General features: G+C 69.0%; 24 protein-coding genes. 17 read left to right on the forward strand and 7 right to left on the reverse strand.

The genetic code is table 11. The features are described from left to right. Positions 1–48 precede the first annotated feature (48 nt). The gene (gene pdxR / locus E0H45_RS34940; protein WP_238155518.1) at positions 49–1,437 is read right to left on the reverse strand and encodes a MocR-like pyridoxine biosynthesis transcription factor PdxR; all 1,389 of its coding nucleotides are present in this window, start codon (positions 1,435–1,437) and stop codon (positions 49–51) included. An 84-nt stretch (positions 1,438–1,521) separates the two neighbouring features. Here pdxR and E0H45_RS34945 point away from each other — a divergent pair, with 84 nt between their 5' ends. Genes E0H45_RS34945 through E0H45_RS34955 form a run of 3 tightly spaced genes read left to right on the forward strand, consistent with a single transcriptional unit; the run spans position 1,522 to position 3,713 of the window. Next, complete coding sequence (locus E0H45_RS34945; RefSeq protein WP_131345386.1) at positions 1,522–2,808, forward strand: FAD-binding oxidoreductase; 1,287 nt, start codon at positions 1,522–1,524, stop codon at positions 2,806–2,808. Positions 2,809–2,824: 16 nt separating this feature from the next. Then, on the forward strand, positions 2,825–3,175 hold the full coding sequence (locus E0H45_RS34950) for a DUF1622 domain-containing protein (protein WP_131345388.1): 351 nt from the start codon (positions 2,825–2,827) through the stop codon (positions 3,173–3,175). 7 nt (positions 3,176–3,182) lie between these two features. Further along, positions 3,183–3,713, forward strand: a complete 531-nt coding sequence (locus tag E0H45_RS34955) for a tetratricopeptide repeat protein (RefSeq protein ID WP_238155519.1) — start codon at positions 3,183–3,185, stop codon at positions 3,711–3,713. Here the strand turns inward: E0H45_RS34955 and E0H45_RS34960 are convergent. From E0H45_RS34960 to nhaA, 3 genes are all read right to left on the reverse strand, one after another. After that, positions 3,710–4,552, reverse strand: a complete 843-nt coding sequence (locus E0H45_RS34960) for an SAM-dependent methyltransferase (protein WP_131345392.1) — start codon at positions 4,550–4,552, stop codon at positions 3,710–3,712. The two genes, E0H45_RS34955 and E0H45_RS34960, sit on opposite strands and share 4 nt — an antisense overlap. A gap of 113 nt (positions 4,553–4,665) precedes the next feature. Further along, entirely contained in the window at positions 4,666–5,127 is a 462-nt protein-coding gene (locus E0H45_RS34965; protein ID WP_131345394.1) for a rhodanese-like domain-containing protein, read from the reverse strand. Between the two features lie 112 nt (positions 5,128–5,239). Continuing rightward, positions 5,240–7,126 carry a Na+/H+ antiporter NhaA gene (nhaA, locus tag E0H45_RS34970; protein ID WP_131345396.1) on the reverse strand — a complete coding sequence of 629 codons (1,887 nt, stop codon included), beginning with the start codon at positions 7,124–7,126 and terminating at the stop codon, positions 5,240–5,242. A gap of 151 nt (positions 7,127–7,277) precedes the next feature. On the opposite strand from nhaA, the gene E0H45_RS34975 reads away from it, so the two are divergent. The 3 genes from E0H45_RS34975 to E0H45_RS34985 all read left to right on the forward strand — a co-directional run bounded on the left by E0H45_RS34975 (position 7,278) and on the right by E0H45_RS34985 (position 9,972). Then, a complete protein-coding gene (locus E0H45_RS34975) occupies positions 7,278–7,976 on the forward strand; it encodes a GAF and ANTAR domain-containing protein (protein WP_131345398.1) in 699 nt (232 codons plus the stop codon). A 146-nt stretch (positions 7,977–8,122) separates the two neighbouring features. Beyond that, complete coding sequence (locus E0H45_RS34980) at positions 8,123–9,286, forward strand: ROK family transcriptional regulator (protein ID WP_131345400.1); 1,164 nt, start codon at positions 8,123–8,125, stop codon at positions 9,284–9,286. Positions 9,287–9,321: 35 nt separating this feature from the next. Beyond that, positions 9,322–9,972: a GNAT family N-acetyltransferase gene (locus E0H45_RS34985; protein ID WP_165546695.1), complete on the forward strand. Its 651-nt coding sequence runs from the start codon at positions 9,322–9,324 to the stop codon at positions 9,970–9,972. Here E0H45_RS34985 and E0H45_RS34990 read toward each other — a convergent pair. Continuing rightward, the gene (locus E0H45_RS34990) at positions 9,910–10,452 is read right to left on the reverse strand and encodes a CGNR zinc finger domain-containing protein (protein ID WP_165546696.1); all 543 of its coding nucleotides are present in this window, start codon (positions 10,450–10,452) and stop codon (positions 9,910–9,912) included. The genes E0H45_RS34985 and E0H45_RS34990 overlap by 63 nt on opposite strands. A gap of 112 nt (positions 10,453–10,564) precedes the next feature. Between E0H45_RS34990 and alr the strand changes: the two genes are divergently transcribed. The 11 genes from alr to E0H45_RS35045 all read left to right on the forward strand — a co-directional run bounded on the left by alr (position 10,565) and on the right by E0H45_RS35045 (position 22,599). After that, the gene (gene alr / locus E0H45_RS34995; protein ID WP_131345406.1) at positions 10,565–11,701 is read left to right on the forward strand and encodes an alanine racemase; all 1,137 of its coding nucleotides are present in this window, start codon (positions 10,565–10,567) and stop codon (positions 11,699–11,701) included. Further along, on the forward strand, positions 11,698–12,663 hold the full coding sequence (locus tag E0H45_RS35000) for a D-alanine--D-alanine ligase family protein (RefSeq protein ID WP_131345408.1): 966 nt from the start codon (positions 11,698–11,700) through the stop codon (positions 12,661–12,663). Before alr ends, E0H45_RS35000 begins: the two co-directional genes overlap by 4 nt. Further along, the gene (locus E0H45_RS35005) at positions 12,660–13,289 is read left to right on the forward strand and encodes a M15 family metallopeptidase (RefSeq protein WP_131345410.1); all 630 of its coding nucleotides are present in this window, start codon (positions 12,660–12,662) and stop codon (positions 13,287–13,289) included. Before E0H45_RS35000 ends, E0H45_RS35005 begins: the two co-directional genes overlap by 4 nt. A gap of 448 nt (positions 13,290–13,737) precedes the next feature. After that, entirely contained in the window at positions 13,738–14,232 is a 495-nt protein-coding gene (locus tag E0H45_RS35010; RefSeq protein WP_165546697.1) for an NAD(P)H-dependent oxidoreductase subunit E, read from the forward strand. Further along, a complete protein-coding gene (locus E0H45_RS35015) occupies positions 14,229–15,770 on the forward strand; it encodes a formate dehydrogenase beta subunit (protein WP_131345412.1) in 1,542 nt (513 codons plus the stop codon). Before E0H45_RS35010 ends, E0H45_RS35015 begins: the two co-directional genes overlap by 4 nt. Beyond that, positions 15,767–18,589 carry a formate dehydrogenase subunit alpha gene (gene fdhF, locus E0H45_RS35020; protein WP_131345414.1) on the forward strand — a complete coding sequence of 941 codons (2,823 nt, stop codon included), beginning with the start codon at positions 15,767–15,769 and terminating at the stop codon, positions 18,587–18,589. Before E0H45_RS35015 ends, fdhF begins: the two co-directional genes overlap by 4 nt. Next, entirely contained in the window at positions 18,586–18,807 is a 222-nt protein-coding gene (locus tag E0H45_RS35025; RefSeq protein WP_131345416.1) for a formate dehydrogenase subunit delta, read from the forward strand. Before fdhF ends, E0H45_RS35025 begins: the two co-directional genes overlap by 4 nt. A 161-nt stretch (positions 18,808–18,968) precedes the next feature. Continuing rightward, positions 18,969–20,120 (forward strand): molybdopterin molybdotransferase MoeA, encoded by a 1,152-nt coding sequence (locus tag E0H45_RS35030; RefSeq protein ID WP_202872659.1) that lies wholly within the window; start codon positions 18,969–18,971, stop codon positions 20,118–20,120. Then, positions 20,108–20,965: a formate dehydrogenase accessory sulfurtransferase FdhD gene (gene fdhD / locus E0H45_RS35035; protein WP_131345420.1), complete on the forward strand. Its 858-nt coding sequence runs from the start codon at positions 20,108–20,110 to the stop codon at positions 20,963–20,965. The genes E0H45_RS35030 and fdhD overlap by 13 nt, the downstream gene beginning before the upstream one ends. Further along, positions 20,962–21,450, forward strand: a complete 489-nt coding sequence (locus E0H45_RS35040) for an SRPBCC family protein (RefSeq protein WP_131345422.1) — start codon at positions 20,962–20,964, stop codon at positions 21,448–21,450. The genes fdhD and E0H45_RS35040 overlap by 4 nt, the downstream gene beginning before the upstream one ends. A 33-nt stretch (positions 21,451–21,483) precedes the next feature. Continuing rightward, positions 21,484–22,599 carry a MerR family transcriptional regulator gene (locus E0H45_RS35045; protein WP_202872660.1) on the forward strand — a complete coding sequence of 372 codons (1,116 nt, stop codon included), beginning with the start codon at positions 21,484–21,486 and terminating at the stop codon, positions 22,597–22,599. A gap of 6 nt (positions 22,600–22,605) precedes the next feature. On the opposite strand, the gene E0H45_RS35050 is transcribed toward E0H45_RS35045, so the two are convergent. Continuing rightward, complete coding sequence (locus E0H45_RS35050) at positions 22,606–23,031, reverse strand: MerR family transcriptional regulator (RefSeq protein ID WP_131345424.1); 426 nt, start codon at positions 23,029–23,031, stop codon at positions 22,606–22,608. Positions 23,032–23,040: 9 nt separating this feature from the next. Continuing rightward, positions 23,041–24,081, reverse strand: a complete 1,041-nt coding sequence (locus E0H45_RS35055; protein ID WP_131345426.1) for an aminotransferase class V-fold PLP-dependent enzyme — start codon at positions 24,079–24,081, stop codon at positions 23,041–23,043. Positions 24,082–24,152 lie beyond the last annotated feature (71 nt).

Below are 24,152 nucleotides of genomic sequence, written 5' to 3' on the forward strand. Positions count from 1 at the left end.
CCAAGCGTAGAACCGTCCGGATCGAATTGCAACGAAATGGATAATTATTCATCGCCCGCGGGTCGTCGCGACCACGTCCGCGAGCAACTCGATGCCCTCGACAACTTCTTTCCGGGAGAGCGAGCCGTACCCGAACACCAGCCCGGCAGGCCCTTCTCCGGACACCCAGTACGGCGCCAGCCCGTAGACGCCGAGCCCGCGCTGCAGGGCCGCGTCGCGCAATGCCTCCTCATGGAGGTCGGGCGGCAGCCACGTCATCACGTGCAGCCCGGCTGAGATGCCGACCGGCTCGAGCTCCGGCAGCCGCGCCGCCAACCGTTCGACCAGCGTGTCCCGCAGCGTCCGGTACCGCGGCCGCATCCGCCGAAGGTGCCGGTCGAACTCGCCTCGCGCCACGAAGTCCGCGAACGCCAGCTGGTCGAACACCGGCGACCCGCGATCGTCCATCAGCTTCGCCTGCGCCATCGGCTCGACCAGCCACGACGGGAGGATCAGCCATCCCAGCCGCAGCCCGGGCGCCAGCGTCTTGCTCGCGGTCCCGGCGTACGCGATGCGGTCGGGCGCGAGCCCCTGCATCGCGCCGATCGGCTCCCGGTCGTAGCGGTACTCCGCGTCGTAGTCGTCCTCGATCACCAGCCCGCCCCACGCGACCAGAGCCGCCCGGGTTTCCGCCGAGGCCACCGCTCCGGTCGGGAACTGATGCGCGGCCGTCACGAGTACGACGTCCGCACCCGACCGCTCCAGCGCACCGACGTCGATGCCCGTTTCCAGCATCGGTACGCCGACCACCTCGAGCCCGGCCGCCCGCGCGACGTCCCGTAGGTCGTTGTCGGACGGGTCCTCGACCGCGAGCCGCCGGCGCCCGTGCGCGGCCAGCACCTGCAGCAGTAATCGCGAGCCCTGCGCGAACCCGTTGCAGATCAGCATGTTCTCCGGGCGCGCCGCCGTACCGCGAACTCTGTTCAGATAGTCGGACAGGGCCGTGCGGAGTTCGATCGTGCCGCGTCCGTCGATGTAGGCGAGGCTGCGGTACGGCGTCTCGTTGAGCACCCGCCGTACCGATCGGAGCCATGCGGCGCGTGGGAACTCGGAGACGTCCGGGCGGCTGTAGCGGAAGTCGATCCGCGGCGGACCTGCGTCGGTCTTCAGTGCGGTCGTCGCCTCGATCACGGCGATGTCGGCGACCTGCGTGTACCCGCCGGCGCGGCTGATCAGGTACCCCTCGGCGACGAGTTGCTGGTACGCCTCGACGACAACACCGCGGGACAGGCCGAGGTCCTGCGCGAGGGCGCGCGTCGACGGCATCACGGTCTCGGCGCGTAGCAGCCCAGCGCGGATCCTGGTCCGGATTCCACTCTCGAGCTGCTGGTGCAGCGGGACGCCGCTGTCGCGCTGCAGCTCGACCAGGAGCTCACCGGCCCCGGAACTGGTCCTCATTCGGCTCACAGAACTGGACCTTATCGGCGTACCGCTTCGCTGTCAGGGTTGTGGACAGACCAACTCATCAGGGAGCTGAGAGCGATGACCGTATTGCTGCGCACCGGAGACGCCGGGTACGACGAGGCGCGCACCGTCTGGAACGCGATGATCGACCGCCGGCCCGCCGTGATCGCCCGGTGTGCGACCACCGCGGACGTCGCCGAGGCGGTCCGGTTCGGACGGGCCGCGGGACTGGAGATCGCAGTCCGCTGCGGCGGGCACAACATCGCCGGTCTCGCCGTGCCCGAGGACGGGCTGATGATCGACCTGACGCCGATGAACGCGGTCCGCGTGGACCCTTCGGCCAAGCGGGCCTGGGTCCAGGGCGGCGCGCTGCTGGGCGAGCTGGACAAGGCGGCGCAGAAGTACGGGCTGGCGACGACGGCCGGGAACGTGTCACACACCGGCGTCGGCGGACTGACGCTCGGCGGCGGGATGGGTTGGCTGGCGCGACGGTTCGGGCTGGCCTGCGACAACGTCGTGTCGTACGAGGTCGTGACGGCGGACGGTGACGTCGTACGGGCGAGTGCGGACGAGAACCCCGAGCTGTTCTGGGGGCTGCGTGGGGGCGGTGGCAACTTCGGGATCGTCACGTCGTTCGAGTTCCAGCTGCACCAGGTCGGGACACGCGCGGTGATCGTCGAGTTCACCTATCCGGTGTCGGCGGGGTTCGACGTACTGCGTGGATGGCGGGAGCTGAACGCCGACGCGCCGCGGGAGGCGACGTTCACCGCCAGTATCACGGCGGACTCGGTGACGGTCGGGTATGTGTGGGTCGGCGAGGGTGGGTACGACCTGCTGCCGGCGTTCCGCGCGCTCGGGCCGGTGAGCGACGAGATGGTCGAGGAGACGACGTACCTGAAGCTGCAGACGCGGGACGACAACGTCCAAGGACACCGTTTTCGGCGGTACTGGAAGGGCCACTACTTCAAGTCGCTGCCCGACGAGGCGATCCACGCGTTGCTGGACAACCCGGGCGTCTCGGCGAGTCTGCAGGCGTACGGCGGCGCGATCGCCGACGTACCCACGGAAAACGCTGCATTCAGTCACCGGGACACGGTGTTCGAGTTCGTCACCGCCACGCGCTGGGAGGACCCGGCCGAGGACGAGGAGCGGATCGGCCGGCTGCGCGAGTACGCCGCGACGCTGGCGCCGTACGCGAGCGGGGCGTACGTGAACACGCTGAACGACGACCCGATCCACCGCGCGTTCCCGCCCGCGACGCTGGAGCGGCTGATCGCGCTGAAGACGGCGTACGACCCGGCCAACGTGTTCCACCTGAACCAGAACATCCGGCCCGGCGAGCCGACCACGGAGTCCGCCGCCTGACTGGTAACCCTGAGGAATGGACTTCGAGCAGGTCTTCGCGGACGTCGCCCGGACGATCGAGGGCGCCGGCGTGGTCATCATGGCGATCGGACTCGCCGTCGTCCTGGTGCGGTACTGCTACGACGTCCTCCGCAAGGGCACCGGGAGCTACCAGCAGCTGCGGGTGAACCTCGGCCGGGTGATCCTGCTCGGGCTGGAGATCCTGATCGTCGGGGACATCATCCGGACGATCATCGTCGAGAGCTCGGTCGAGAGCGTTCTGGTGCTGGGCCTGATCGTGGTGATCCGGACCGTGCTCAGTTTCGCGCTCGAAGTGGAGATCTCCGGGTCATGGCCGTGGCAGACCCGCCGGGACGACGCGGCATGATGGAACCGTGACCAGCCAATACCTTCCCCGCCCCACCACCCCCGTCGACCTGACGCCGGAACTGGCGGCGACGATCGACGAGGCGTTCGCGCGGCGCGACCGGGCGAACATGGGGCCGACCATCGCCTTCTTCGAGAAGCTCCTCACCGAGCACCCGGACAACCCTTACGTGCTGTACGAGGTCGGTGGGTCGTACGACACCGCCGGCGACGAGCAGAAGGCCGTCGCGTACTACGAGCGCGCACTGCCCGGACTGAGCGGGGAGACCCGTCGGAAGTGCCTGCTCCAGTACGGCAGCACGCTGCGCAACCTCGACCGCTTCGACGAGTCGCTCGCCGTCTTCAAGAGCGCGTGCGCGGAGTTCCCCGAGTCGGACTCGCTCCGGGTCTTCAAGGCGCTGACCCTGCACGCCGCCGGGATGAAGGACAAGTCGCTCGCGACGCTCCTGCTGGTGATCGCCGACAAGGTCGACTCCGCCGAGATCAAGCGCTACGAAGCCGCCATCCGCGGCAACGCCGACTACTTGGCAGGCCTCTAAGCCTTGTGCGCGACGCCGCCGTAGATGGCGTCGCGGATACCGACCTGCGGGTCCACCTCGACGCGGCCGCCCGGAACATGCCAGTCGGCCAGCCGGACGACGCCCGGCTCGAGGACCTCCAGCCCGTGGAACAGGGACGAGATCTGCTCGACCGAACGGAAGGCCAAGGTCGGGAAGGCGCCTTTGACCTTCTCGAGGAGCTCGGTCACGAGCACGTCGACCGGACCACCGTCGCCCGGGTTACAGGCGTGCGTGATCGCCAGATAGGAGCCCGGCGGCAGCGCGTCGACGTACCTGCCGGCGATCTCCAGCGTCTCGTCGTAGTCGGCGATGTGGTGCAGCATCAGCGCCATCACCAGCGCGACCGGCTGACCGTCGGCCAGCATCCCCGCGACCGCCGGATCCGCCAGCACCTCGTCGGGCTTGGTGAGGTCCGCCGCGGTGAACTGCGTCCGGTCGTTGTCCAGCAGGAGCGCCCGCCCATGGGCAACCACGGACGGGTCGTTGTCGATGTACATCACCGAGGCGTCCGTGCTCACCTTCTGGGCGATCTGGTGCGTGTTCTCGACGGTCGGCAGGCCGGAGCCCGCGTCGATGAACCGCCGTACGCCGGCCTCCGCGGCCAGCCAGGTGATCACCTGCTTGAGCCAGAGCCGGTTCGCCCGCGCCCACACGGGCGTCTCCGGCGCAATCTTCATGATCTGCCGATACAGCTCACGGTCGGACTCGTAGTTGTCCTTGCCGCCGAGCGCGTAGTCGTAGACGCGGGCGACGCTCGGCCGGGTGGTGTCGATCCCGTGCGCGATCAGCCCGCTCTCGTACATCGGCTGATCGGTCACACCGTCTCCTCGCGACGCGGGGGCACACGTTCATTACGAGGGTAACGCACAGAGAGTCAGCGCTTCACCACGGCGAGTTCAATCTCTGTAAAACCTCAACCCGTGCAGGGGTTTCAGCACGCGCAGGCGACACCGCGCGGCGCGGTCAGCGGGTCGGACTCCCGGCGCTCGATCCCGTCCGCGGTCTCGATCGGCCCGCCTTCGCGCACCCAGTACTCGAACCCGCCGATCATCTCCTTCACCGGATAGCCGAGCTGCGCGAACGCGAGCGCCGCCTGCGTCGCGCCGTTGCAACCGGGGCCCCAGCAGTACGTCACGACCGTCACCCCGTCCGGTACGACGTCCGCCGCGCGCGCCGCGATCTCGCGGTGCGGCAGGTGGACCGAACCCGGCACGTGCCCCTGGTCCCAGCTCTCCCGGCTCCGGCTGTCGATCAGCACCCAGCCGGTGACGCCGGCGCCGATGTCCGCGGCGACATCGGCCGCGTCCACCTCGAACGAGAGCCGGCCGGCGAAATGTGCGACGGCGGCGTCCCGCCCGGCAGCCGGGGTCTGCAGTACGGCCGAGGTCGTCATGTGATGCCTCCTTGATCGGGAGCCACCAGCGTCGGCGATCCGCCTGGTACAGCGACAGTGGCAGAAATGACGTAGCACATCAAGATTCCGCCACGCCGATTGAGTTGTTGATTCAGCCCCGTCGCGAGGTGATCTTCGCCCGCGCCCGCGCCACCTTGATCGCCTGCTTCAGGGTCTCCATGTCGTACGCCCCGTAGTGCCGCTGCCCGTTCACGAAGAAGGTCGGCGTACCCGACACGCCGCTCGTGTCCGCCGACTCGACGTCCTGCGCGACCCGCGCCGCCGCCACGTGCCGCTTCACGTCGTCGTGCAACCGATCGGTGTCCAGACCGAGCTGTTCCGCGTACCCGATCAGGTCCTTCGGCTGGAGGTTCTCCTGGTTCGCGAGCAGCAGGTCATGCATCTCCCAGAAAGCACCTTGAGCGGACGCCGCCTCCGCCACCTCAGCCGCGATCTGGGCGCGCGGGTGCACATCGGACAGCGGCAGATGCCGCCACACGTACCGCAGGTCGTCGTCCTGCAGCAGGTCCCGGACGATCGGCTCGGCCATCCCGCAGTACGGGCACTCGAAGTCGCCGTACTCGACCAGCGTCACCGACGCCGTCTCCGGGCCGCGGATGTGGTCCCGCTCGGGATCCACCGGGTCGGTCAGGTCGACCAGCTGCTCCGCGTCCCCTAGCAGTGCTAGCGCCTTCTTCGGCGGCGACAGCAGCTTGGCCGCGCGGAACACCGCCCAGGTCAGCGCCGACGCGACGATCACCGCGGACAGCAGACCGACCTTCGCCTCGGCCAGCTGCGGCCCGTCGAACGCGATCGTTGCGATCAGCAACGACACCGTGAAGCCGATGCCGGCGATCGTCCCGCTGCCGACGACCGCGGCCCAGCCGACCCCCGGCCGGATCCGCCCGCTGCTCAAACGTTCGAGCAGCCAGGACACCGTCGTCACCGCGAGCGGCTTGCCGACGACGTACCCGACCAGGATGCCGAGCGTGATCGGCGAGGTGAACGCCTGCCCGAGGAAGGCCGCGTCGATCGTCACACCCGCGTTCGCGAGGCCGAACAGCGGGACGATCAGGTAGCTGGTCCACGGGTGGTACAGGTACTGCAGGCGCTCGTTCGGCGAGATCGTCGTGGTCAGTCCGACGGTCGCGGACCGCGCCAGCTCCGGCGTCGGTTGCTCACGGAACAACCGGAACAGACCGGTCGCCTCCTCCAGCTGCTCACGCCCGGGCGAGTACGCCGGCGCCGTCAGCCCGATCGCGAGCCCGGCGACCACCGGGTCCACGCCGCTCTTCAGGAGGGCCGCCCACATCAGTACGCCGAGGATCACGTAGACCCAGGCCTTGCGGACATGGAACAGCGACAGCACCAGCACGACCGCGAACGCGACGATCGCCAGCACGAGCGGCATCATCCTGATGTCCTCGCTGTAGATGACCGCGATCACCACCAGCGCGAGCAGGTCGTCGACCACGAACACCGTCAGCAGGAACACCCGCACACGATCCGGCACACCACGGCCGACCAACGCGAGCAGACCGAGCGCGAGCGCGGTGTCGGTCGACATCGCGACACCCCAGCCGTGCGACCCCGGACCGCCGGCATTGAACGCCAGGTAGATCAGCACCGGAGCGATCATCCCCGCGATCCCGGCCAGCATCGGCAGCACGAACCGGCTGCGTTCCCGCAGATCACCGAGGTCGAACTCGCGACGCGCCTCCAGCCCCACGACCAGGAAGAACAGCGTCATCAGCCCGCTGTTGATCCACTCCTGCAGATCCAGACTCAGTACGTCGTGCCCGAGCCCGATCGACAGATCGGTCCGCCACACCTCGTCGTACGTCCCCGGCGACACGTTCGCCCACACCAACGCCAGCACGATCGCGGCCGCGAGCACCCCCGAACTACCCGCCTCGGTCCGCAAGAACGCCCGCATCGGCGCCGCAAATCCCCGCCGCCAGTCAGTCCGCCCGCTCAAAAGACCGGCCAACTCCGCCATGGCGAACACTGTAATCGGGACAGCTTGAAACGACTCCGACTGTCCTCTGTGTGGCCGCGAAGTGACGTGTTTTGGTGGCGGCTAACACTGCGGCAGGGTTGGGCTGCATTATTACTGTGCCCTACTGCGTGACCATGCCCTGGAGTTTCCAGTGACTGAGCCTGAGCTTGCCCATTCGGCGGATACATTCGCCCGGTTGGCGATCGAGTTGCACGATGCGCCTGGTGTCGAGGAGACCATCGACGCCGTGGTGCAATTCGCCTTGCAGGCTGTGAACTGCACGTACGCCGGTGTGGCCCTCTACACGCGTGGCTCGCAGGCGGAGATCGCCGCGGTCACGGATCAGGTCGTCACCGACATCTACGACCCACAGATCACCGCGGAGAGTGGCCCGCTCATCACTGCACTGCGCGAACGCAACACGGTCCTGATCCCCGACACGACGTGCGACGACCGCTGGCCCGAGTGGAGTACCAAGGTCGCCGCGCTCGGGATCCGCAGCGTTCTCGACGTACCGTTGGCGACCGGTGACGCGCCGCGACGTACGGTCGGCGTGCTCGGGCTGTACAGCTCGGCGCCCGAGGCGTTCACCGCCGACGACGAGGCGATCGCGCATATCCTCGCGCGGCACGCGTCCGTGGCGGTGGCGTCCGCGCGGCACGAGGCGACGATGGCGGAGGCCGTCGACGCGCGGAAGCTGGTCGGTCAGGCGATGGGCATCCTGATGGAGCGCTTCGACGTGGACGGTGACCGGGCGTTCGCCATCCTCAAGCGGTACTCCCAGGACACCAACACCAAACTGCGCGACGTCGCTCAGCAACTGATCGATACGCGCAAGCTTCCGCACTGAAGAGAATCTGACACCGTTGTCCCGGCGCCACCCGCCACGATCCGTTGCATACTTCGGGATGAGCCTGACGCCGGGATTTGTGCGGCCAGTACCGCGGACCGGGTCACGTCCCGGCGTCCCCTCTCAAGCGCAGCTAGTCTGACGCAATGGGTGAGTGGCGGCCGTTGGCGGGGCCCTCGCGGCAGGTGGCGTTGGAGATCCTGCTGGACGGGCCGCTGTCGCGCGCCGAATTGTCGCGCCGGGTCGGCCTGTCGCCCGGCAGCCTGACGCGGTTGACGAAACCGATGGTCGAGTCCGGCCTGCTGGTCGAGGTCGAGGGCGGCCCCACGGACGCCCGCGTCGGCCGGCCCTCGCAGCCGCTCGACCTGGACGCGAACGCCCATCACTTCGTCGGCATCAAGCTCACCGGCGACTCCGCGATCGGCGTACTCACGACGCTGCGCGCGGATGTGCTCGCGAGCGTCGAGCGCCCGATCACCGACCCGACACCGTCCGCGGTCGCCGACCTGGTGCTCGAGCTGACCGACGAGCTGGCGATCCAGGTTCCGGGTGGACAGCATGGGATCAAGGATGTGGCGATCAGCGGGCTCGGCGTCTCGCTCGGCGGCCGGGTGGCGGATCGTTCCGAGGTTCGCCTGGCGCAGTACCTGAACTGGGTCGACGTACCGTTCGGCGAGCTCCTCGCCGCGCACACCAGCGTCCCGATCGTGATCGCGAACGACCTGACCTCGCTCGTCGAAGCCACCCACTGGTTCGGCGCCGGCCGGAACTCGGACCGCTTCGTCCTGCTCACGATCGGCGCCGGCGTCGGCTACGGGCTCGTCATCCACAACCGGGTGGTCGATAGTCCGGACATCACGCTCGGCCTGATCGGCCACCACCCGCTGCTCCACGACGGCCCGCGTTGCGACCGCGGCCACCGCGGCTGCGCGCTCAGCCTGCTGACGGTCAGCGCCGTCACGAGCCAGGTCGGCGCGGAGCTCGGCAGGGAGGTCGGGTACGACGAGGCGCTCGATCTCGCGGCGAAAGGCGATCCCGCGGCACGCGCGATCGTGGGCCGGGCCGGTCGCGCACTGGGCAAGCTGATCGCGGCGTCCGCGAACTTCACCATGCCCGAACTGGTCGTCCTCGGCGGCGAAGGCGTCCGGCTCGCCGAGGTCGCGCACGACGAGCTGCTGGCCGGCCTGCACGCCAACCGGCACCCGTCCGCCGCCGAGCTGCCGATGGTTCTGCAACCTGCCGATTTCAGCGAATGGGCCCGCGGCGCCGCCGTGGTCGCGATCCAGACCTTCGTTCTCGGAATCGAGTAACTGTCTATTTCTCCATAGGCAGTTACACTGGCTCCATGATGAGGCGATGGCTGGAAGGCTGGCGGCTGTGCCGCGGCCTGGCGCCGGTGATCGAGTACGACGACGCGTACGCCGCCGTACTGCGGCTCCCCGGGCGCGACCGCGAACTGTTCACCCGCACCGACGACCCGACGACCGTTGACCGGCTGGCCCGGAGCCTGCCCGCGGACACCTGGCTGACCGTCACCACGCAGCACGGCGCGGAGATCGCCCGCCGGCTGGCAGATGCTGGGACACAGCCGTTCGAAGAGCAGAAGACGTTGATGTCGATCGACCTGCTCGCGCACCCGCGGGCGACTGCCGAGACCGAGACGGACGGCCCACTGGAGTACGTGAAGGTCCTCGTGGACGGCACCGTCGCGGCGGGCGGGATGGTGGCGATCGTCGGCGACGACGCCGTCATGCACGACATTCACACCGATCCGGCGTACCGGCGACGGGGACTCGGCAGCGTGGTGATGGGCGCACTGGCCGCACGAGCGCTCGAGCGTGGCGCCCGGACCGGCCTGCTGATGGCCACCACCGACGGCTTCCACCTCTACCGCAAGCTCGGCTGGGAAGCGGAGGCGACGATGGTGACGGCGTCAGGAGTTGCGGACCCGCGCCCGATGAGCGGCGACCTTGGCGCGGTTCTGACAGGCGGTTGAGCAGAATCGCTGGTTCCCGTTCCGCGTCGAGTCCAGGAACAGGTCGTCACATCGGTCGGCCTCGCACCGGCGGAGCCGCTCCGCCTCGTCGCTCCCGAGCAGCATCGCCACGGCGGTGGCGAATTCGGCCAGCCAGCCGTTCGCGTCGTCGGGACTGCCGAAGTGCAGGTGCCACGGCGCTCCCCCGTCCCGGGTCAACTGCGGCGCGGCCTTGGTCTCCCTGAGCAGCGCATTCACCCGTTCGACGGCCCGATCGACGTCGGGGAGTCTGCCGAGGGCGTCGTACAACGTTTTCCCGCCGACGGCGTAGTCGGCGGCATCGACGGCGGGCGGGCGGTTGGTGGTCAGCCGCAGTACGGCGTCGATCGCCGCGGCGTCCGGGGGAACCGCCGGGCGACCCTGCCGCTCGGCGGATCCGAAGGTGTTGGCCAGCGCGATCGCGGCCTGCAGCGACGCCTGCAGATGATCGGTGGCTTGCACCCGTCCAGTATCGCTCATTCTTGTGGAGGAGGTACGTCATACCAGGGTCGTAGGCAGACATCCGTCCGCACTCCGATGATCCCGATCGTTGCCAGAAACAACAATGACGGGTATGACCCTGGTTCAGTCCCGCCACCGCCCGGCAGCACGTGGGATCACCGGACTGTCGGAGGCCGTCGTCGACCTGTCCGCCGTCCGCGACAACGTCCGAAACTTCAGAAAACGTGTTCCGCAGGGCGTTCTGGCCGTGGTGAAGGCCGACGCCTTCGGGCACGGCGCCGTGCCGGTGGCGCGGTCAGCCGTCGAGGCGGGTGCGACCTGGCTGGGCGTCGCGCACGCCGACGAAGCGCTGCAACTGCGCGCGGCCGGGCTGACCGTCCCCATCCTGACCTGGCTGTACGACGCGACCGAACTCATGCTGCTCGGCGATATGGACGTCGACGTCAGCGTCTCGACGGTCGCCGAACTGCAACACGTCGTGTCCATTCCGTCCGTCCACTACGTGCACCTCAAGCTGGACACCGGTTTGCACCGGGCCGGCAGTGCACCTGACCAGTGGATCGAGCTCACCCGAACGGCGGCGCACTACGAGGCGCTCGGCGCCGTCACGGTCCGCGGGATCTGGTCGCACCTCTCGCACGGCGATTCCGCCGACGCCGTGCAGAGCCGGCGGCAACTGCAGCTCCTGCGGACCGGGGTGGGTCTCACGCACCGAGCCGGTCTGCGGCCGAGTGTCGTCCACCTGGCCAACTCGGCCGGTGCGATCACGCTCGACGCACCGGACACGAACCTGGTCCGGATCGGCGCCGGCCTGTACGGGATCGACGAGCTGGGGATCGGGTTGCGGCCGGCGATGCGGCTGCTGAGCAAGCTGACCCAGGTACGGCGGATCCGCGCCGGCGAAGGGGTTTCGTACGGGCACGACTTCGTGGCGGACCGGGACACGACGATCGGCCTGGTGCCGATCGGGTACGCCGACGGTGTCCCGCGGGCCGCCGTACGGCAGGCGAGTGTGCAGTGCCGCGGCGTACGGATGCCGGTGATCGGGCGGATCGCGATGGACCAGTTCGTCGTCGACGCCGGTGACCTCACGGTCGAGCCCGGTGAACCGGTGACGATCTTCGGCGACGGCTTCCACGGCGAGCCGACCGCTGCCGAGTGGGCCGAGTGGTCCGGCACGATCCCGCACGAGATCTACTGCGGCATCGGTTCCCGGGTGCGTAGGAGCTACGAGGAGGGGACCCGATGAAGGTCGCAGTGGTGATGGGTGGGGCGAGCCCGGAGCACGACGTCTCGCTGGCCAGCGGAAAGGGCATCGTGAAGGCCGTCGAACTGCTCGGCCACACGGCGATCCCGCTGGTGATCGATGCTGAAGGCAACTGGTTGGACGGGCAGCACGAAGCGATCGAGATCCTGCAGGCGTGCGATGTCACGATCCCGGCGTTGCACGGCGAGGGCGGCGAGGACGGCAGCCTGCAGGGCTTCCTCGAGCAGCTGCACATCCCGTACGTCGGCAGCGGCATCGCGGCCAGTGCGGTCGGGCTGGACAAGCACCTGACCAAGGCGGTTCTGAAGGCACACGGGATCCCGGTGACGCCGGGGGTCACGCTGCGCGGCGCCGAGCTGACCGACACCGAAGCCGCGCTGCAGAAGCTGAAAGTGGCTGGCTTGGACTTCCCGCTGTTCGTGAAACCGGCGAACGGCGGCTCGAGTTTCGGCGTCACCCGCGCGACGAACCTGCCGACGCTGCTGGCGGCGATCGCGGAAGCGACCGCGTTCGGTCCGCAGGTGCTGGTGGAGCAGGAGATGGTGGGTCGCGAGATCGACCTCGCGGTGCTGGAGTTCCCGGACGGGCGGGTGGAGACCGCGCCGGCACTGGAGATCCATCCGGATCCGGAGCAGCCGTTCTTCAACGCGACCGCGAAGTACGACAGCAGCGCCACACGGTTCGTCGTACCGGCACGCATCGATCCCGAGCTGGCGATCCGACTGCGGCGGACGGCGATCGACGTGTTCGAGGTGCTCGGCTGCGAAGGGCTGGCCCGGGTGGACTTCTTCGTACCGCCCGACGGTGAGCCGGTCGTCAACGAGATCAACACATTCCCCGGGTTCACGCCGGCGTCGCAGTTCCCGCGGATGTGGGCCGCGGCCGGGATGTCGTACGCCGAGGTCGTCGACACCCTGATCCGTACAGCGGTGGAGCGCGGATGACTGTATTACTGAGCGACGATCGCATCACCAGCATCCCGGCGATCGAGAGCGGTGAGCCGCTGGTCGACCTGTTCACCCGGGACGTGCTGACGACCGGGCGGCAGCTCGTGCGGGAGAGCGTCGCCGACCGGCTCGCCGTGGCCGACACGTTCCTGCCGGTCGGCATCCGTCTGCAAGTCGTCGAGGGACTGCGGCCGGTCGAGAGTCAGCAGGAGATCTGGGATGGGTACCGCGCCGAGCTGGAGCGGCTGCATCCCGGCATCTCCGATCACGACGCACACGTGCTCGCCAGTCGCTTCGTATCGCCGATCGAGGTCGCACCGCATGTGGCCGGCGCGGCGGTCGACCTGACGTTGATCGGCGCACACGGTCCGCTCGACCTCGGTACGCCGATCGACGCGACACCTGAGCAGAGCAGCGGCGCGTGCTTCTTCGCGGCGACCAACATCAGCCGCGAGGCGCGGACGAACCGCTCGCTGCTGGCCGACGTACTGTCTGCTGCCGGCCTGGTGAACTACCCGACCGAGTGGTGGCACTGGTCGTACGGCGACCGCTACTGGGCCTACCTGGAGAACCACCCCACCGCCCTCTACGGCCCGGTCGATGTGTTCGGGGTGGTGCGGTGAAGGGGCACGGCGTGCATTAGGACAGGATGTCTTGGTTGGCCGGGTAGTGTACCTGAGCGTGATTGTGGTTGTGCGTACGGTGTCTCGCTGGTGCTCTACCTGTCGAGCTGCACACAACCGGCCGATTGAGGGCGCTCCGGCGAGCGAACCTGGCGCAGGTGCTGGTGTTCGTCGAGTCGTGGGTCTTGGCGGTCAAATGCAGCCTCGATCCACGACTCGCGGTTTCGAGTGGCAACCAACGCCACGACTCGGCGTGAGACTGCACGGGCGACGGGAGCTGTCGTGGCGGGGAAAGAAATCGTCGCGATATGCAACTTTGTTTCCCCGCTCTTTGGAGGTCTGCCCGGATCGGGCAGGAACCGGGGACTGAGGATTGATAGCTGCTGTCTATCAGTTGATAGGCAGCATTGCTTTGACCGTGGCTTGGCGGCGACGGAATATTGTATACATGACGAGTGAGGTCGTGGCCGCTGCCCCCGTCCCGGCTCCCGGGCGTGCCCAGCGTGTGCGGGAGATCGCGGAGGAACTGCGCGGTCTCCGGGGTGCGCTGATACCGATCCTGCACGCGGTGCAGGAGGAGTTCGGGTACGTCGACCAGCCGGATATCGCGGTGATCGCCGACGTACTGAACCTCGCGGTCGCCGAGGTGCACGGTGTCGTCACGTTCTACAAGGACTTCCGGCGTACGGCGGCCGGCCGCACCACCGTCGCGATCTGCCAGGCGGAAGCATGCCGCTCGGTCGGCGCGGTCGAACTCGCCGAGCACGCGAAACGCACGATCGGCTGCGAGTTCGGCGAGACGACGTACGACGGCCGGGTCACTCTCGAAGAGATCTACTGCTTCGGCAACTGCGCCCTCGGCCCCGCGGTACAAGTCGCCGGCAAACTCCACGGCCGGGTCACATCGACCAGGCTGAACGCACTGTTGGGAGAGGCCCGATGACGCCCGCAGCCTCGCCGGTGCGGGTATTCGTGCCGCGCGATTCCGCTGCCTGCTCCGTCGGCGCGGACGAAGTCGCGGAACGTATCTCCGCGCACGCCGCAGCTGCTTCGGGTGATGTGGAGATCGTGCGCACCGGGTCTCGGGGGATGTTGTGGCTGGAGCCGCTCGTGGAGGTGGAGACGGCGGCGGGACGGGTCGGTTACGGGCCCGTTGCGCCGGAGGACGTGGACGGGCTGGTTGCCGCCGGGATGTTCGCCGGCGAGGGCGAAAGCCTCGGTCTGGTCGAAGAGTTGCCGTGGATGAAGCGGCAGCAGCGGTTGACGTTCCGGCGGGTGGGCGTGGTTGATCCGTTGTCGACCGCGGACTACGTGGCGCACGGCGGGACGCGCGGATTGCTAGCGGCGCTAGCGATGGCGCCGGCCGACGTGGTCGAGACCGTCGTGGACTCAGGGCTGCGTGGACGCGGTGGGGCCGGGTTCCCGACCGGGATCAAGTGGCGGACCGTGCTCGGCGCCGACGCGGATCTCAAGTTCGTCTGCTGCAACGCGGACGAGGGCGACTCCGGCACGTACGCGGACCGGATGCTGATCGAGGGCGATCCGTTCACCCTGATCGAGGGGATGACGATCGCGGCGTACGCCGTCGGCGCCTCGGAGGGTTATGTCTATCTGCGCTCGGAGTACCCGGACGCGGTCGCGACGCTCGAGGACGCGATCGAGCGTGCGCGTGACGAAGGCTGGTTGGGGCCGGACATTCTCGGCTCAGGGTTCGGCTTCGACCTGCACGTCCGGGTCGGCGCGGGTGCGTATATCTGCGGTGAAGAGACCTCGATGCTCGAGAGCCTGGAGGGCAAGCGCGGCATGGTCCGCGCGAAACCACCGATCCCTGCTCTGGAAGGGCTTTTCGGCCGCCCGACGGTCGTCAACAACGTGTTGTCGTTGGCAACGGTTCCGACGATCCTCGCGCACGGTGCCGCGGAGTACGCGGCGTACGGCACTGGCCGCTCGCTCGGCACCAGCGTCTTCCAGCTCGGCGGGAACGTCGCCCGCGGCGGGATCGTCGAGACCGCGTTCGGGATCACGCTCGGCGAACTGGTGAACGACTTCGGCGGCGGTACGTCGTCGGGGCGGCCGGTGCGCGCCGTCCAGGTCGGCGGTCCGCTCGGTGCCTATCTGCCGGTCGAGCAGTTCGACCTGTCGATGGACTACGAGGCGTTCGCGGCGGCCGGGGCGATGGTCGGGCACGGCGGGATCGTCGTGTTCGACGAGACCGTGGACATGGCGGCGATGGCGCGGTTCGCGTTCGAGTTCTGCGCGGCCGAGTCGTGCGGCAAGTGCACGCCGTGCCGTGTCGGCGCGGTCCGCGGCGTCGAGACCATCGACCGAATCGTGTCCGGCACCGACCGCGCAAAGAATCTGGTCGTTCTCGAGGACCTGTGCGAACTCATGACCGACGGCTCGCTCTGCGCGATGGGCGGCCTCACCCCGATGCCAGTACGCAGCGCCGTCCGCCATTTCGGAGAGGACTTCAACGCATGAGCTTGCTCAAGGAACCTGACTTCGGTACGCCGGCTCGCTCCGGTGAGGCCACGACCTCGTTGACCATCGACGGCGTGACCGTGCAGGTTCCGCCGGGGACGTCCGTGATGCGCGCAGCGAAGGAGGCGGGGGTCGACGTACCGAAGCTGTGCGCGACCGACAACCTGGAGGCGTTCGGGTCGTGCCGCCTGTGCGTGGTCGAGATCGACGGTGTGAAAGGTACGCCGGCCTCATGTACGACGCCGTGCCGGGACGGCATGGTCGTCCGGACGCAGAACGAGCGGCTCGGGAAGCTGCGCCGCGGCGTGATGGAGCTGTACATCTCCGACCACCCGCTCGACTGCCTCACCTGCTCTGCGAACGGTGACTGCGAACTGCAGGACATGGCCGGCGTCACCGGGCTGCGCGAGGTCCGGTACGGCTCCGGTGTGGAGGCCGGTGCCAACCACATGGACCTGCCGACCGATTCCTCCAATCCGTACTTCGACTTCGAGGCGTCCAAGTGCATCGCGTGCTCGCGGTGCGTGCGCGCGTGTGACGAAGTCCAGGGAACGCTGGCGCTGACGATCGAGGGGCGTGGGTTCGATTCCAAGGTCGCGGCCGGTGCCGGGGTGTCGTTCTTCGAGTCGGACTGCGTGTCCTGCGGCGCGTGCGTGCAGGCCTGTCCGACCGCGACGTTGCAGGAGAAGTCGGTGGTCGAACTCGGGATGCCGACCCGGACCGTGCTGACGACCTGCGCGTACTGCGGTGTCGGGTGCTCGTTCAAGGCCGAGCTCCGGGGCGACGAACTGGTCCGGATGGTGCCGTACAAGAACGGCGGCGCGAACGAGGGCCACTCCTGTGTGAAGGGCCGGTTCGCGTTCGGGTACGCCTCGCATCCGGACCGGGTGCTGGAGCCGATGGTGCGGAACACGATTTCGGAACCGTGGCGGAAAGTTTCCTGGGAGGAGGCGATCTCGTTCACCGCGAGCCGGCTCCGGGAGATCCAGGCCGCGCACGGGCAGGGCTCGATCGGCGCGATCACCTCGTCACGAACCACGAACGAGGAGGTGTACGCGGTCCAGAAACTGGTCCGCGCAGTTTTCGGAAGCAACAACGTCGACACCTGCGCACGGGTCTGCCACTCGCCGACCGGGTACGGGCTGAAGCAGACCTTCGGGGAATCCGCCGGAACGCAGGATTTCCGTTCCGTCGACGAGTCCGACGTGATCCTGGTGATCGGGTCGAACCCGACCGACGCGCATCCGGTGTTCGCCTCCCGGATGAAACAGCGGATCCGGCAGGGCGCGCAGCTGATCGTGATCGACCCGCGGCGGATCGACCTGGTCCGGTCGCCGCACATCGAGGCGGCGTACCACCTCGAACTCAGCCCGGGCACGAACGTCGCGATCATCAACGCACTCGCCCACGTGGTGGTGACCGAGGGCCTGGTCGACCGCGAGTTCGTCGCGAGCCGGTGCGAGGACTTCGAGGCCTGGGAGACGTTCATCGCGCAGCCCGAGCACAGCCCGGAGGCGGTGGCCGAGATCGCCGGCGTACCGGCGGAGAAGATCCGGGAAGCGGCCCGGCTGTACGCGACCGGCGGGAACGCGGCGATCTACTACGGTCTCGGCGTCACCGAGCACAGCCAGGGCTCGACCATGGTGATGGGGATGGCGAACCTCGCGATGGCGACCGGCAACATCGGCCGGGCGGGCGTCGGCGTGAACCCGATGCGCGGGCAGAACAACGTGCAGGGCTCGTGCGACATGGGTTCGTTCCCGCACGAGCTGCCCGGGTACCGGCACGTGTCGAACGAGGACGTCCGCGACATCTACGAGAAGTTGTGGGGTACGCCGATCCTCAACGAGCCCGGCCTGCGGATCCCGAACATGTTCGACGCGGCCATCGAGGGCTCGTTCAAGGCGCTGTTCGTCCAGGGCGAGGACATCGCGCAGTCCGATCCGAACACGCAGCACGTGTTCGCGGCACTGGGTGCGCTGGAGTTGCTCGTCGTACAGGACCTGTTCGTCAACGAGACGGCGAAGTTCGCGCACGTGTTGTTGCCGGGGACATCGTTCCTGGAGAAGGACGGCACGTTCACGAACGCGGAACGCCGGATCAACCGGGTGCGGCCGATCATGGCGCCGCGGACCGGGAAGCAGGAGTGGGAGATCATCTGCGAGATCGCGCAGGCGATGGGCTACCCGATGCACTACGACTCGGCGGCGCAGATCATGGACGAGATCGCGCTGACGACGCCGACGTTCATGGGTGTTTCGTTCGACAAGCTCGACGAGCTCGGCTCGATCCAGTGGCCGTGCAACCTCGAGCACCCGTCGGGCACGCCGATCATGCACGAGGACGAGTTCACCCGCGGCAAGGGGCGGTTCATGGAGACCGTGTACGTGGCGACGTCGGAGCGGTCGACGCGGAAGTTCCCGTTGATCCTGACCACCGGGCGGATCTTGTCGCAGTACAACGTGGGGGCGCAGACCCGGCGTACAGCGAACGTCGCGTGGCATGCCGAGGACGTGCTGGAGATCCATCCGCACGACGCCGAGGTGCGCGGTATCACGCACGGGGACATGGTGGCGTTGTCGAGCCGGGTCGGGCGGACCGAGTTGCGCGCGACGATCTCGGACCGGATGCCGGTGGGCGTCTGCTACACCACGTTCCACCATCCGGTGAGCGGCGCGAACGTCGTCACCACGGAGAACTCCGACTGGGCCACCAACTGCCCCGAGTACAAGGTCACCGCGGTCCAGGTCGACCTGATCCCGGAGCCGGTCGCCGACGAGTCCACCCGTGAGCCTGTCGTTGCCGGCGGCAATCGATGAGCGGCGGCGTACCGTCGTACGTGCGGTTGGCGAACGAGATCGCGGCCCAGTTCGCGCACCGTCCGCCCGCGGACGCCGCCACCGCCATCGCGAACCACATGAAGGCCGTCTGGGACCCCCGGATGAAGCAGGCGCTGATCGCCCACGTCGCCTCCGGCGCCACCGACCTCGATCCCGCCGCAGCGCTGGCCGCCCAGCAACTCCGGGCCCCCGCATGACTCAGGCCGGCACGACCAGGGCGGAGATACCGTCCGGCGTGCGGGATCGGTTCGACAACCGGGGGCGCGTCGGAGAGGGTGGGCCTGTGGAGGACGGGCCTGGGCACACAACTGCTGAAGGCCGTGCCGCGAGGGCGCGGCGGGATGCGGTTGCGTGGGACGTGGCTCGGGGGCTGGCGCACGCTGTGGCGCGGCCGGGAGCGGTCGTACGGCGCGGGCTCGACGAGGCTGACGGGTGCGTGCTGGCCACGCCGCTGGTGTCGCCGGTTGCGGTGCCGCCGGCGGATCGGGCCGCGATGGACGGGTACGCCGTACGTGGCGCCGGGCCGTGGTGCGTTGTCGGACACGTGAAGGCCGGGACCGCCGATCCTGGTGAGTTGGAGGACGGCCAGGCGACCGGAATCGTCACCGGCGCGGCAGTGCCGGCCGGGGCGACGTCCGTGGTGCGGTCGGAAGACGCTGTCTTGACGGGCGACCGACTGGACGGGCCGTCCGAGGAGGGGCGGCACATCCGGCGCGCGGGCGAGGAATGCCGGCCTGGCGACCTGTTGCTGCCGGCCGGAGTTGTCATCGACCCGGCCGTTCTCGGCCTCGCGGCAACCGTCGGCCTCAACCGCCTTACGGTCATCTCCCCTCCCACGGTCGCAGCCCTGGTCACCGGCGACGAACTGGTCCGCCAGGGCCCGTCGACCCCCGGCCGAGTCCGCGACGCCATCGGCCCCATGCTCTCCGGCCTCATCACCCGTGCCGGTGCCAAACCCGCCGCCTCTGTGCGGCATCTGCCGGACTCGCTGGATCAGTTGGTGAGCGCGCTGCGGGAGACCGAGGCCGAGCTCATCCTCGTGTCCGGCTCCTCCGCCTCGGGACCAGCCGATCACCTCCGGCCGGCCCTCAAGACGCTCGGCGCCGAGCTGATCGTCGACGGAGTTGCCTGCCGTCCCGGGCATCCGCAAGCGCTCGCGCAACTGCCGGACGGACGCCTCGTGATCGGCCTCCCCGGCAACCCGTTCGCCGCGCTGGTCGCGTTCCTGACGCTGGGTGTCGCCGCCATCACCCGCATGCGCGGCCTCCCGCTCCCCGAGCTCACCAACATCGCAGTCCCCGGCGGTATCCCCTGCCACCCCACCAGCACCCGACTCGTCCCGATCCGCCGCACCGCACAAGGCGCCGTACCCGTCGGTCACGGTGGCGCCGCCATGCTCCGAGGCCCCGCCACCGCCGACGCACTCGCCGTAGTAGCCCCCGGCCCCGCCGAAGCCATCGCCGCCCGCCTCCTCCCCCTCAACCCGGGAGCCGCCCCATGGGGCGGTTGATTGCGCGGCGGCCGGTGGTGCGCGTCGGCCCGGCCGGTAGCCGTTCCCGGCCCGACTCGATTGCGGTTGAGGAGCCGCTCGAGTTGCGGGTCGACGGGAAGCCGCTCGCCGTGACGATGCGGACGCCGGGCCACGACGTCGAGCTCGCGCACGGCTTTCTGCACACCGAGGGCGTGATCGGCAGCGTCGATGACATCCATGACGCGCGGTACTGCGACTCCCGCGACGACGAGGGCCGCAACACGTACAACGTCCTCGACCTGGGCCTCACGCCCGGTGTACCCGCTCCTGTCACCGGCGTCGAGCGCAACTTCTACACCACGTCGTCCTGCGGCGTCTGCGGCAAGGCGTCCCTCGACGCGGTCCGTACCAAGACCCGCCACTCCCCGGCGACCGACGACGTCACCATCAGGTACGACGTACTCGCCACCCTCCCCGATGCACTCCGCGCCCGGCAGCAGGTCTTCGACCGCACCGGCGGTCTGCACGCGGCAGGCCTGTTCACCCCGACCGGCGAGCTGCTCGTCGTCCGCGAGGACGTCGGCCGCCACAACGCCGTCGACAAGGTCGTCGGCTGGGCCCTGCTGAACGGCCGGATCCCCGCCCGCGGCCTGATCCTGATCGTCTCCGGACGGACCTCGTTCGAGCTCGCCCAGAAGGCGGTGATGGCCGGCATCCCGATCCTCGGCGCGGTCTCCGCCCCCAGTTCGCTCGCCATCGACCTCGCCGCCGAGTCCGGCCTGACCCTGGCCGGCTTCATCCGCAACGGCAACCTGAACCTGTACAGCCGCCCGGAACGGGTAAATGTCGAGGCCGCTGAGGTGCGTACGACGTACCGGGCATGAACGACTACGGAGTGACCGGTGCGACCACCGGCGTCGAGGTACTCATCAAGCTGCCGATCCACGAGGCCTGGTCCGGCATCACCGCGATCGAGCGGTACGGCGAGTGGAGCCCGGAGTGCATCCACGGCGCCTGGCTCGAGGAGGGTGCCCGCTTCGAGGCGCGCAACCGCTTCCCGGACGGCCTGGAGACGTACGTGACCTGCACGGTCACCGTCCTCGAGGAGCGGAAGCGCTTCGGCTGGGACGTGTACGGCGACGAGACGGTGCCGCTCGCGCACTGGGAGTACGAGCTGGAGGACCGCGGCACCGAGACCCTCGTCCGTCAGTCGTTCACCCACGGCCCGGGCCTCAGCGGGATGCGAATCGGCGTCGCGCAACACCCGGACCGAGCAGCGGACGTCATCCAAGGCCGGCTCGACCAACTGGCGGCGAACATGCGCACCACCCTCGCCGCCATGCAGTCGGCTCTCGACACACCCTCTTGACCCTCACGTGGCGTCAGGTTCCATAGTCGTGCCGTGGACGATCACTGGACTGTGGGACGCGTGGCCGACCTGGCCGGGGTGAGCGTCCGCACACTGCACCACTATGACGACCTCGGGCTCGTTCGGCCGTCGGCGCGAACCTCGGCCGGCTACCGGGCCTATTCGGCGGCCGACGTCGAGCGACTGCGGGAGGTCCTTGCCTATCGACGGCTCGGCTTCGGGCTGCGGGAGGTCGGCGAACTGGTCGGCGATCCGTCCACCGATGCGGTCGCGCGCCTGCGCCAGCTGCGCGGGCTGCTGGTGCAGGGGCGTGATCGTACGGACGCCATGGTGCGGGCTATCGACAGGGAACTCGAGACGCGGGCGAAGGGACTGAGGGTGACACCGGAGGAGCAACTGGAGGTACTAGGTGCGCGGCTGTACGACGTGATCGGCGGCGCCTACCCGGCGACACGGCGTACCGAACCGCGGATCGCCGCGCGGATCTGGGAGGCGCTCGGGGATGCGCAGACGGTGCTGAACGTCGGAGCCGGCACCGGATCCTACGAGCCAACCGATCGCGACGTGACCGCGGTCGAGCCCTCGGAGGTCATGCGCGGTCAGCGGCCGGCCGGCTCGGCGCCGTGCGTGGCTGCCGCCGCGGAGAGCCTGCCGTTCGAGGACGACTCCTTCGACGTCGCGATGGCCGTCTCGACCGTTCACCACTGGGCGGACCCGATCGCGGGGCTGCGCGAGATGCGCCGGGTGGCCCGCCGCGTGGTGGTCTTCACGTTCGACACCGACGAACCCGGCTGGCAGGACCGGTTCTGGCTCACCCGCGACTACCTGCCCGAGTTCGCCTCCGTCCTCGAGGGCTTCCCCTCGATCGCCGGGATGGGCGACGCGATCGGTGCCCGCGCCGAGCCGGTACCCGTCCCATGGGACTGCGCCGACGGCCTGTTCGAGGCGTACTGGCGCCGGCCGGAGGCCTATCTGGAGGACCACGTGCGCCGCGCGATGTCGGTCTGGACGAGGGTCGGTCCGGAGGCGGAGCAGCGCGCGGTGCGAGGCCTCGGCGACGACCTCGCCTCCGGCCGGTGGGCCGAGCGCAACGGCGACCTGGCCGACCTCGACGCGGCAGATCTCGGCCTCCGCCTTCTCATCGCTTGAAGGTGATCAGGACGCCTCGCTGGCGGTCTGCGTGGACGGAGTCACCCACAGGCCGTCGGCGGTGCCGGCGTCCACGTGCTGCTGGTAGATGTCGACCTTCCAGGTGATCACGTTGAGGCACTCGTTGAGTTCCTCGATCTGCGCGCGCACGTGGTCCTGATGGCTCTTGAGCAGGGCCAGCCGGTCCGCCTCGTTGCCGGCCCCCTGCCGGACCAACTCGGTGTACTTACGGATGGTGTCGAGCGGCATCCCGGACGAGCGGAATTTGATGCACATGTTCAGCCAGTCGACGTCGTCCTCGGTGTAGACGCGCCGCCCGTTCGACTCCCGCCGTACGGCGTCCGCGAGCAGTCCCTCACGCTCGTAGAACCGCAGTGCGTGCACGCTCAACCCGGTCCGCTCCGCGACCTGCCCGATGCTCAGTCCATCCATGTCCGCACCCTAACTCCGGATCAAAGGCTTCAGCGCAGACAGAGCTTGCTGTACGTCGTCACGCGTCGAGTAGATGTGGAACGACGCGCGCAGCTTCCCGTCGCGTACGGCGGCCCGGATCCCGGCCGACGCGAACGCCTCCTGCGCCCCGGGCAGGCTCGTACTGACGATCGCACTGTTCGACGGCTCCAGTCCGAGCCCGGCGCGGAATTCGTTCGCAAGCGCGAGGTTGTGCCGGTTGATCGTCTCGACGCCGATCTCCTCGATCAGCTCGAGCGCCGGCGCCGCGCCGACGAAGCTGAACCAGGCCGGCGACTGGTCGAACCTCCGCGCCGCCGGATCGAGCTCCATCACCGGCCCGTAGTACGACCCGTGGACGTCACGTGCGGCGTACCAGCCCGCCGCCGACGGCCGGCAGCGCTCCTGCAACCGCGGCGACAGGTACCCGAGCGTCGCGCCGCGCGGCGACATCAACCACTTGTAGCTGTGGGCGATCAACGCGTCGACGCCGTCGACCGTGATCGGATGCCAGCCGACCGCCTGGGTCGCGTCGATCACCACGAGCGCATCGATCTGCTTGCTGGCAGCAACTACCGCGGGCAGGTCGAGGACGACGCCGGTCGACGACTGCACCGCACTCACCGCGACCAGGTCGATTCCCGGCGTGATCGCGGCAACCACCTCGTCACCCGGTACGGCGATCACCTCGACGCCCCGGTCCGCGTGCACCTGCCACGGGAACACGTTCGACGTGAACTCGACGTCGTCGGTCAGGACCTTCGCGCCGTCCGGCAACGCGGCCGCGATCGGCGCCAGCGCCGCGGACACCGTGCTGCCGACGAACACGTCCGCCGCCTCCGCCCCGACCAGCCGCGCGAACGACTCCCGGGACCGCGTCGTCGACGCGTCCCACGGCTCCCAACTCGTCGCACCGACGCGCCAGTCCGCCAAGGCAGCCTGCAACGCCTCCCACGCCGGCCGCGGCGGCAGCCCGTACGAGGCAGTGTTCAACCAGCCGGGCTCAGCATCCCAAAGCTCCGCAATCTCCACGCCCCCACCCTACGGACCCCACTTTGAGCACCCACCAACCATTTCCGGAGCCTCGATCTGGTTGGTGGGTG

Origin of the sequence: Kribbella soli (assembly GCF_004331345.1) — a bacterium.
Lineage (GTDB): Bacteria > Actinomycetota > Actinomycetes > Propionibacteriales > Kribbellaceae > Kribbella > Kribbella soli.

Coding starts and splice junctions, on each gene's coding strand:
- pdxR (WP_238155518.1), bottom strand. CDS start 1,437: ATGAGGACCAGTTCCGGGGCCGGTGAGCTCCTGGTCGAGCTGCAGCGC.
- E0H45_RS34945 (WP_131345386.1), top strand. CDS start 1,522: ATGACCGTATTGCTGCGCACCGGAGACGCCGGGTACGACGAGGCGCGC.
- E0H45_RS34950 (WP_131345388.1), top strand. CDS start 2,825: ATGGACTTCGAGCAGGTCTTCGCGGACGTCGCCCGGACGATCGAGGGC.
- E0H45_RS34965 (WP_131345394.1), bottom strand. CDS start 5,127: ATGACGACCTCGGCCGTACTGCAGACCCCGGCTGCCGGGCGGGACGCC.
- nhaA (WP_131345396.1), bottom strand. CDS start 7,126: ATGGCGGAGTTGGCCGGTCTTTTGAGCGGGCGGACTGACTGGCGGCGG.
- E0H45_RS34980 (WP_131345400.1), top strand. CDS start 8,123: ATGGGTGAGTGGCGGCCGTTGGCGGGGCCCTCGCGGCAGGTGGCGTTG.
- E0H45_RS34985 (WP_165546695.1), top strand. CDS start 9,322: ATGATGAGGCGATGGCTGGAAGGCTGGCGGCTGTGCCGCGGCCTGGCG.
- alr (WP_131345406.1), top strand. CDS start 10,565: ATGACCCTGGTTCAGTCCCGCCACCGCCCGGCAGCACGTGGGATCACC.
- E0H45_RS35000 (WP_131345408.1), top strand. CDS start 11,698: ATGAAGGTCGCAGTGGTGATGGGTGGGGCGAGCCCGGAGCACGACGTC.
- E0H45_RS35005 (WP_131345410.1), top strand. CDS start 12,660: ATGACTGTATTACTGAGCGACGATCGCATCACCAGCATCCCGGCGATC.
- E0H45_RS35010 (WP_165546697.1), top strand. CDS start 13,738: ATGACGAGTGAGGTCGTGGCCGCTGCCCCCGTCCCGGCTCCCGGGCGT.
- E0H45_RS35015 (WP_131345412.1), top strand. CDS start 14,229: ATGACGCCCGCAGCCTCGCCGGTGCGGGTATTCGTGCCGCGCGATTCC.
- fdhF (WP_131345414.1), top strand. CDS start 15,767: ATGAGCTTGCTCAAGGAACCTGACTTCGGTACGCCGGCTCGCTCCGGT.
- E0H45_RS35025 (WP_131345416.1), top strand. CDS start 18,586: ATGAGCGGCGGCGTACCGTCGTACGTGCGGTTGGCGAACGAGATCGCG.
- fdhD (WP_131345420.1), top strand. CDS start 20,108: ATGGGGCGGTTGATTGCGCGGCGGCCGGTGGTGCGCGTCGGCCCGGCC.
- E0H45_RS35040 (WP_131345422.1), top strand. CDS start 20,962: ATGAACGACTACGGAGTGACCGGTGCGACCACCGGCGTCGAGGTACTC.
- E0H45_RS35050 (WP_131345424.1), bottom strand. CDS start 23,031: ATGGATGGACTGAGCATCGGGCAGGTCGCGGAGCGGACCGGGTTGAGC.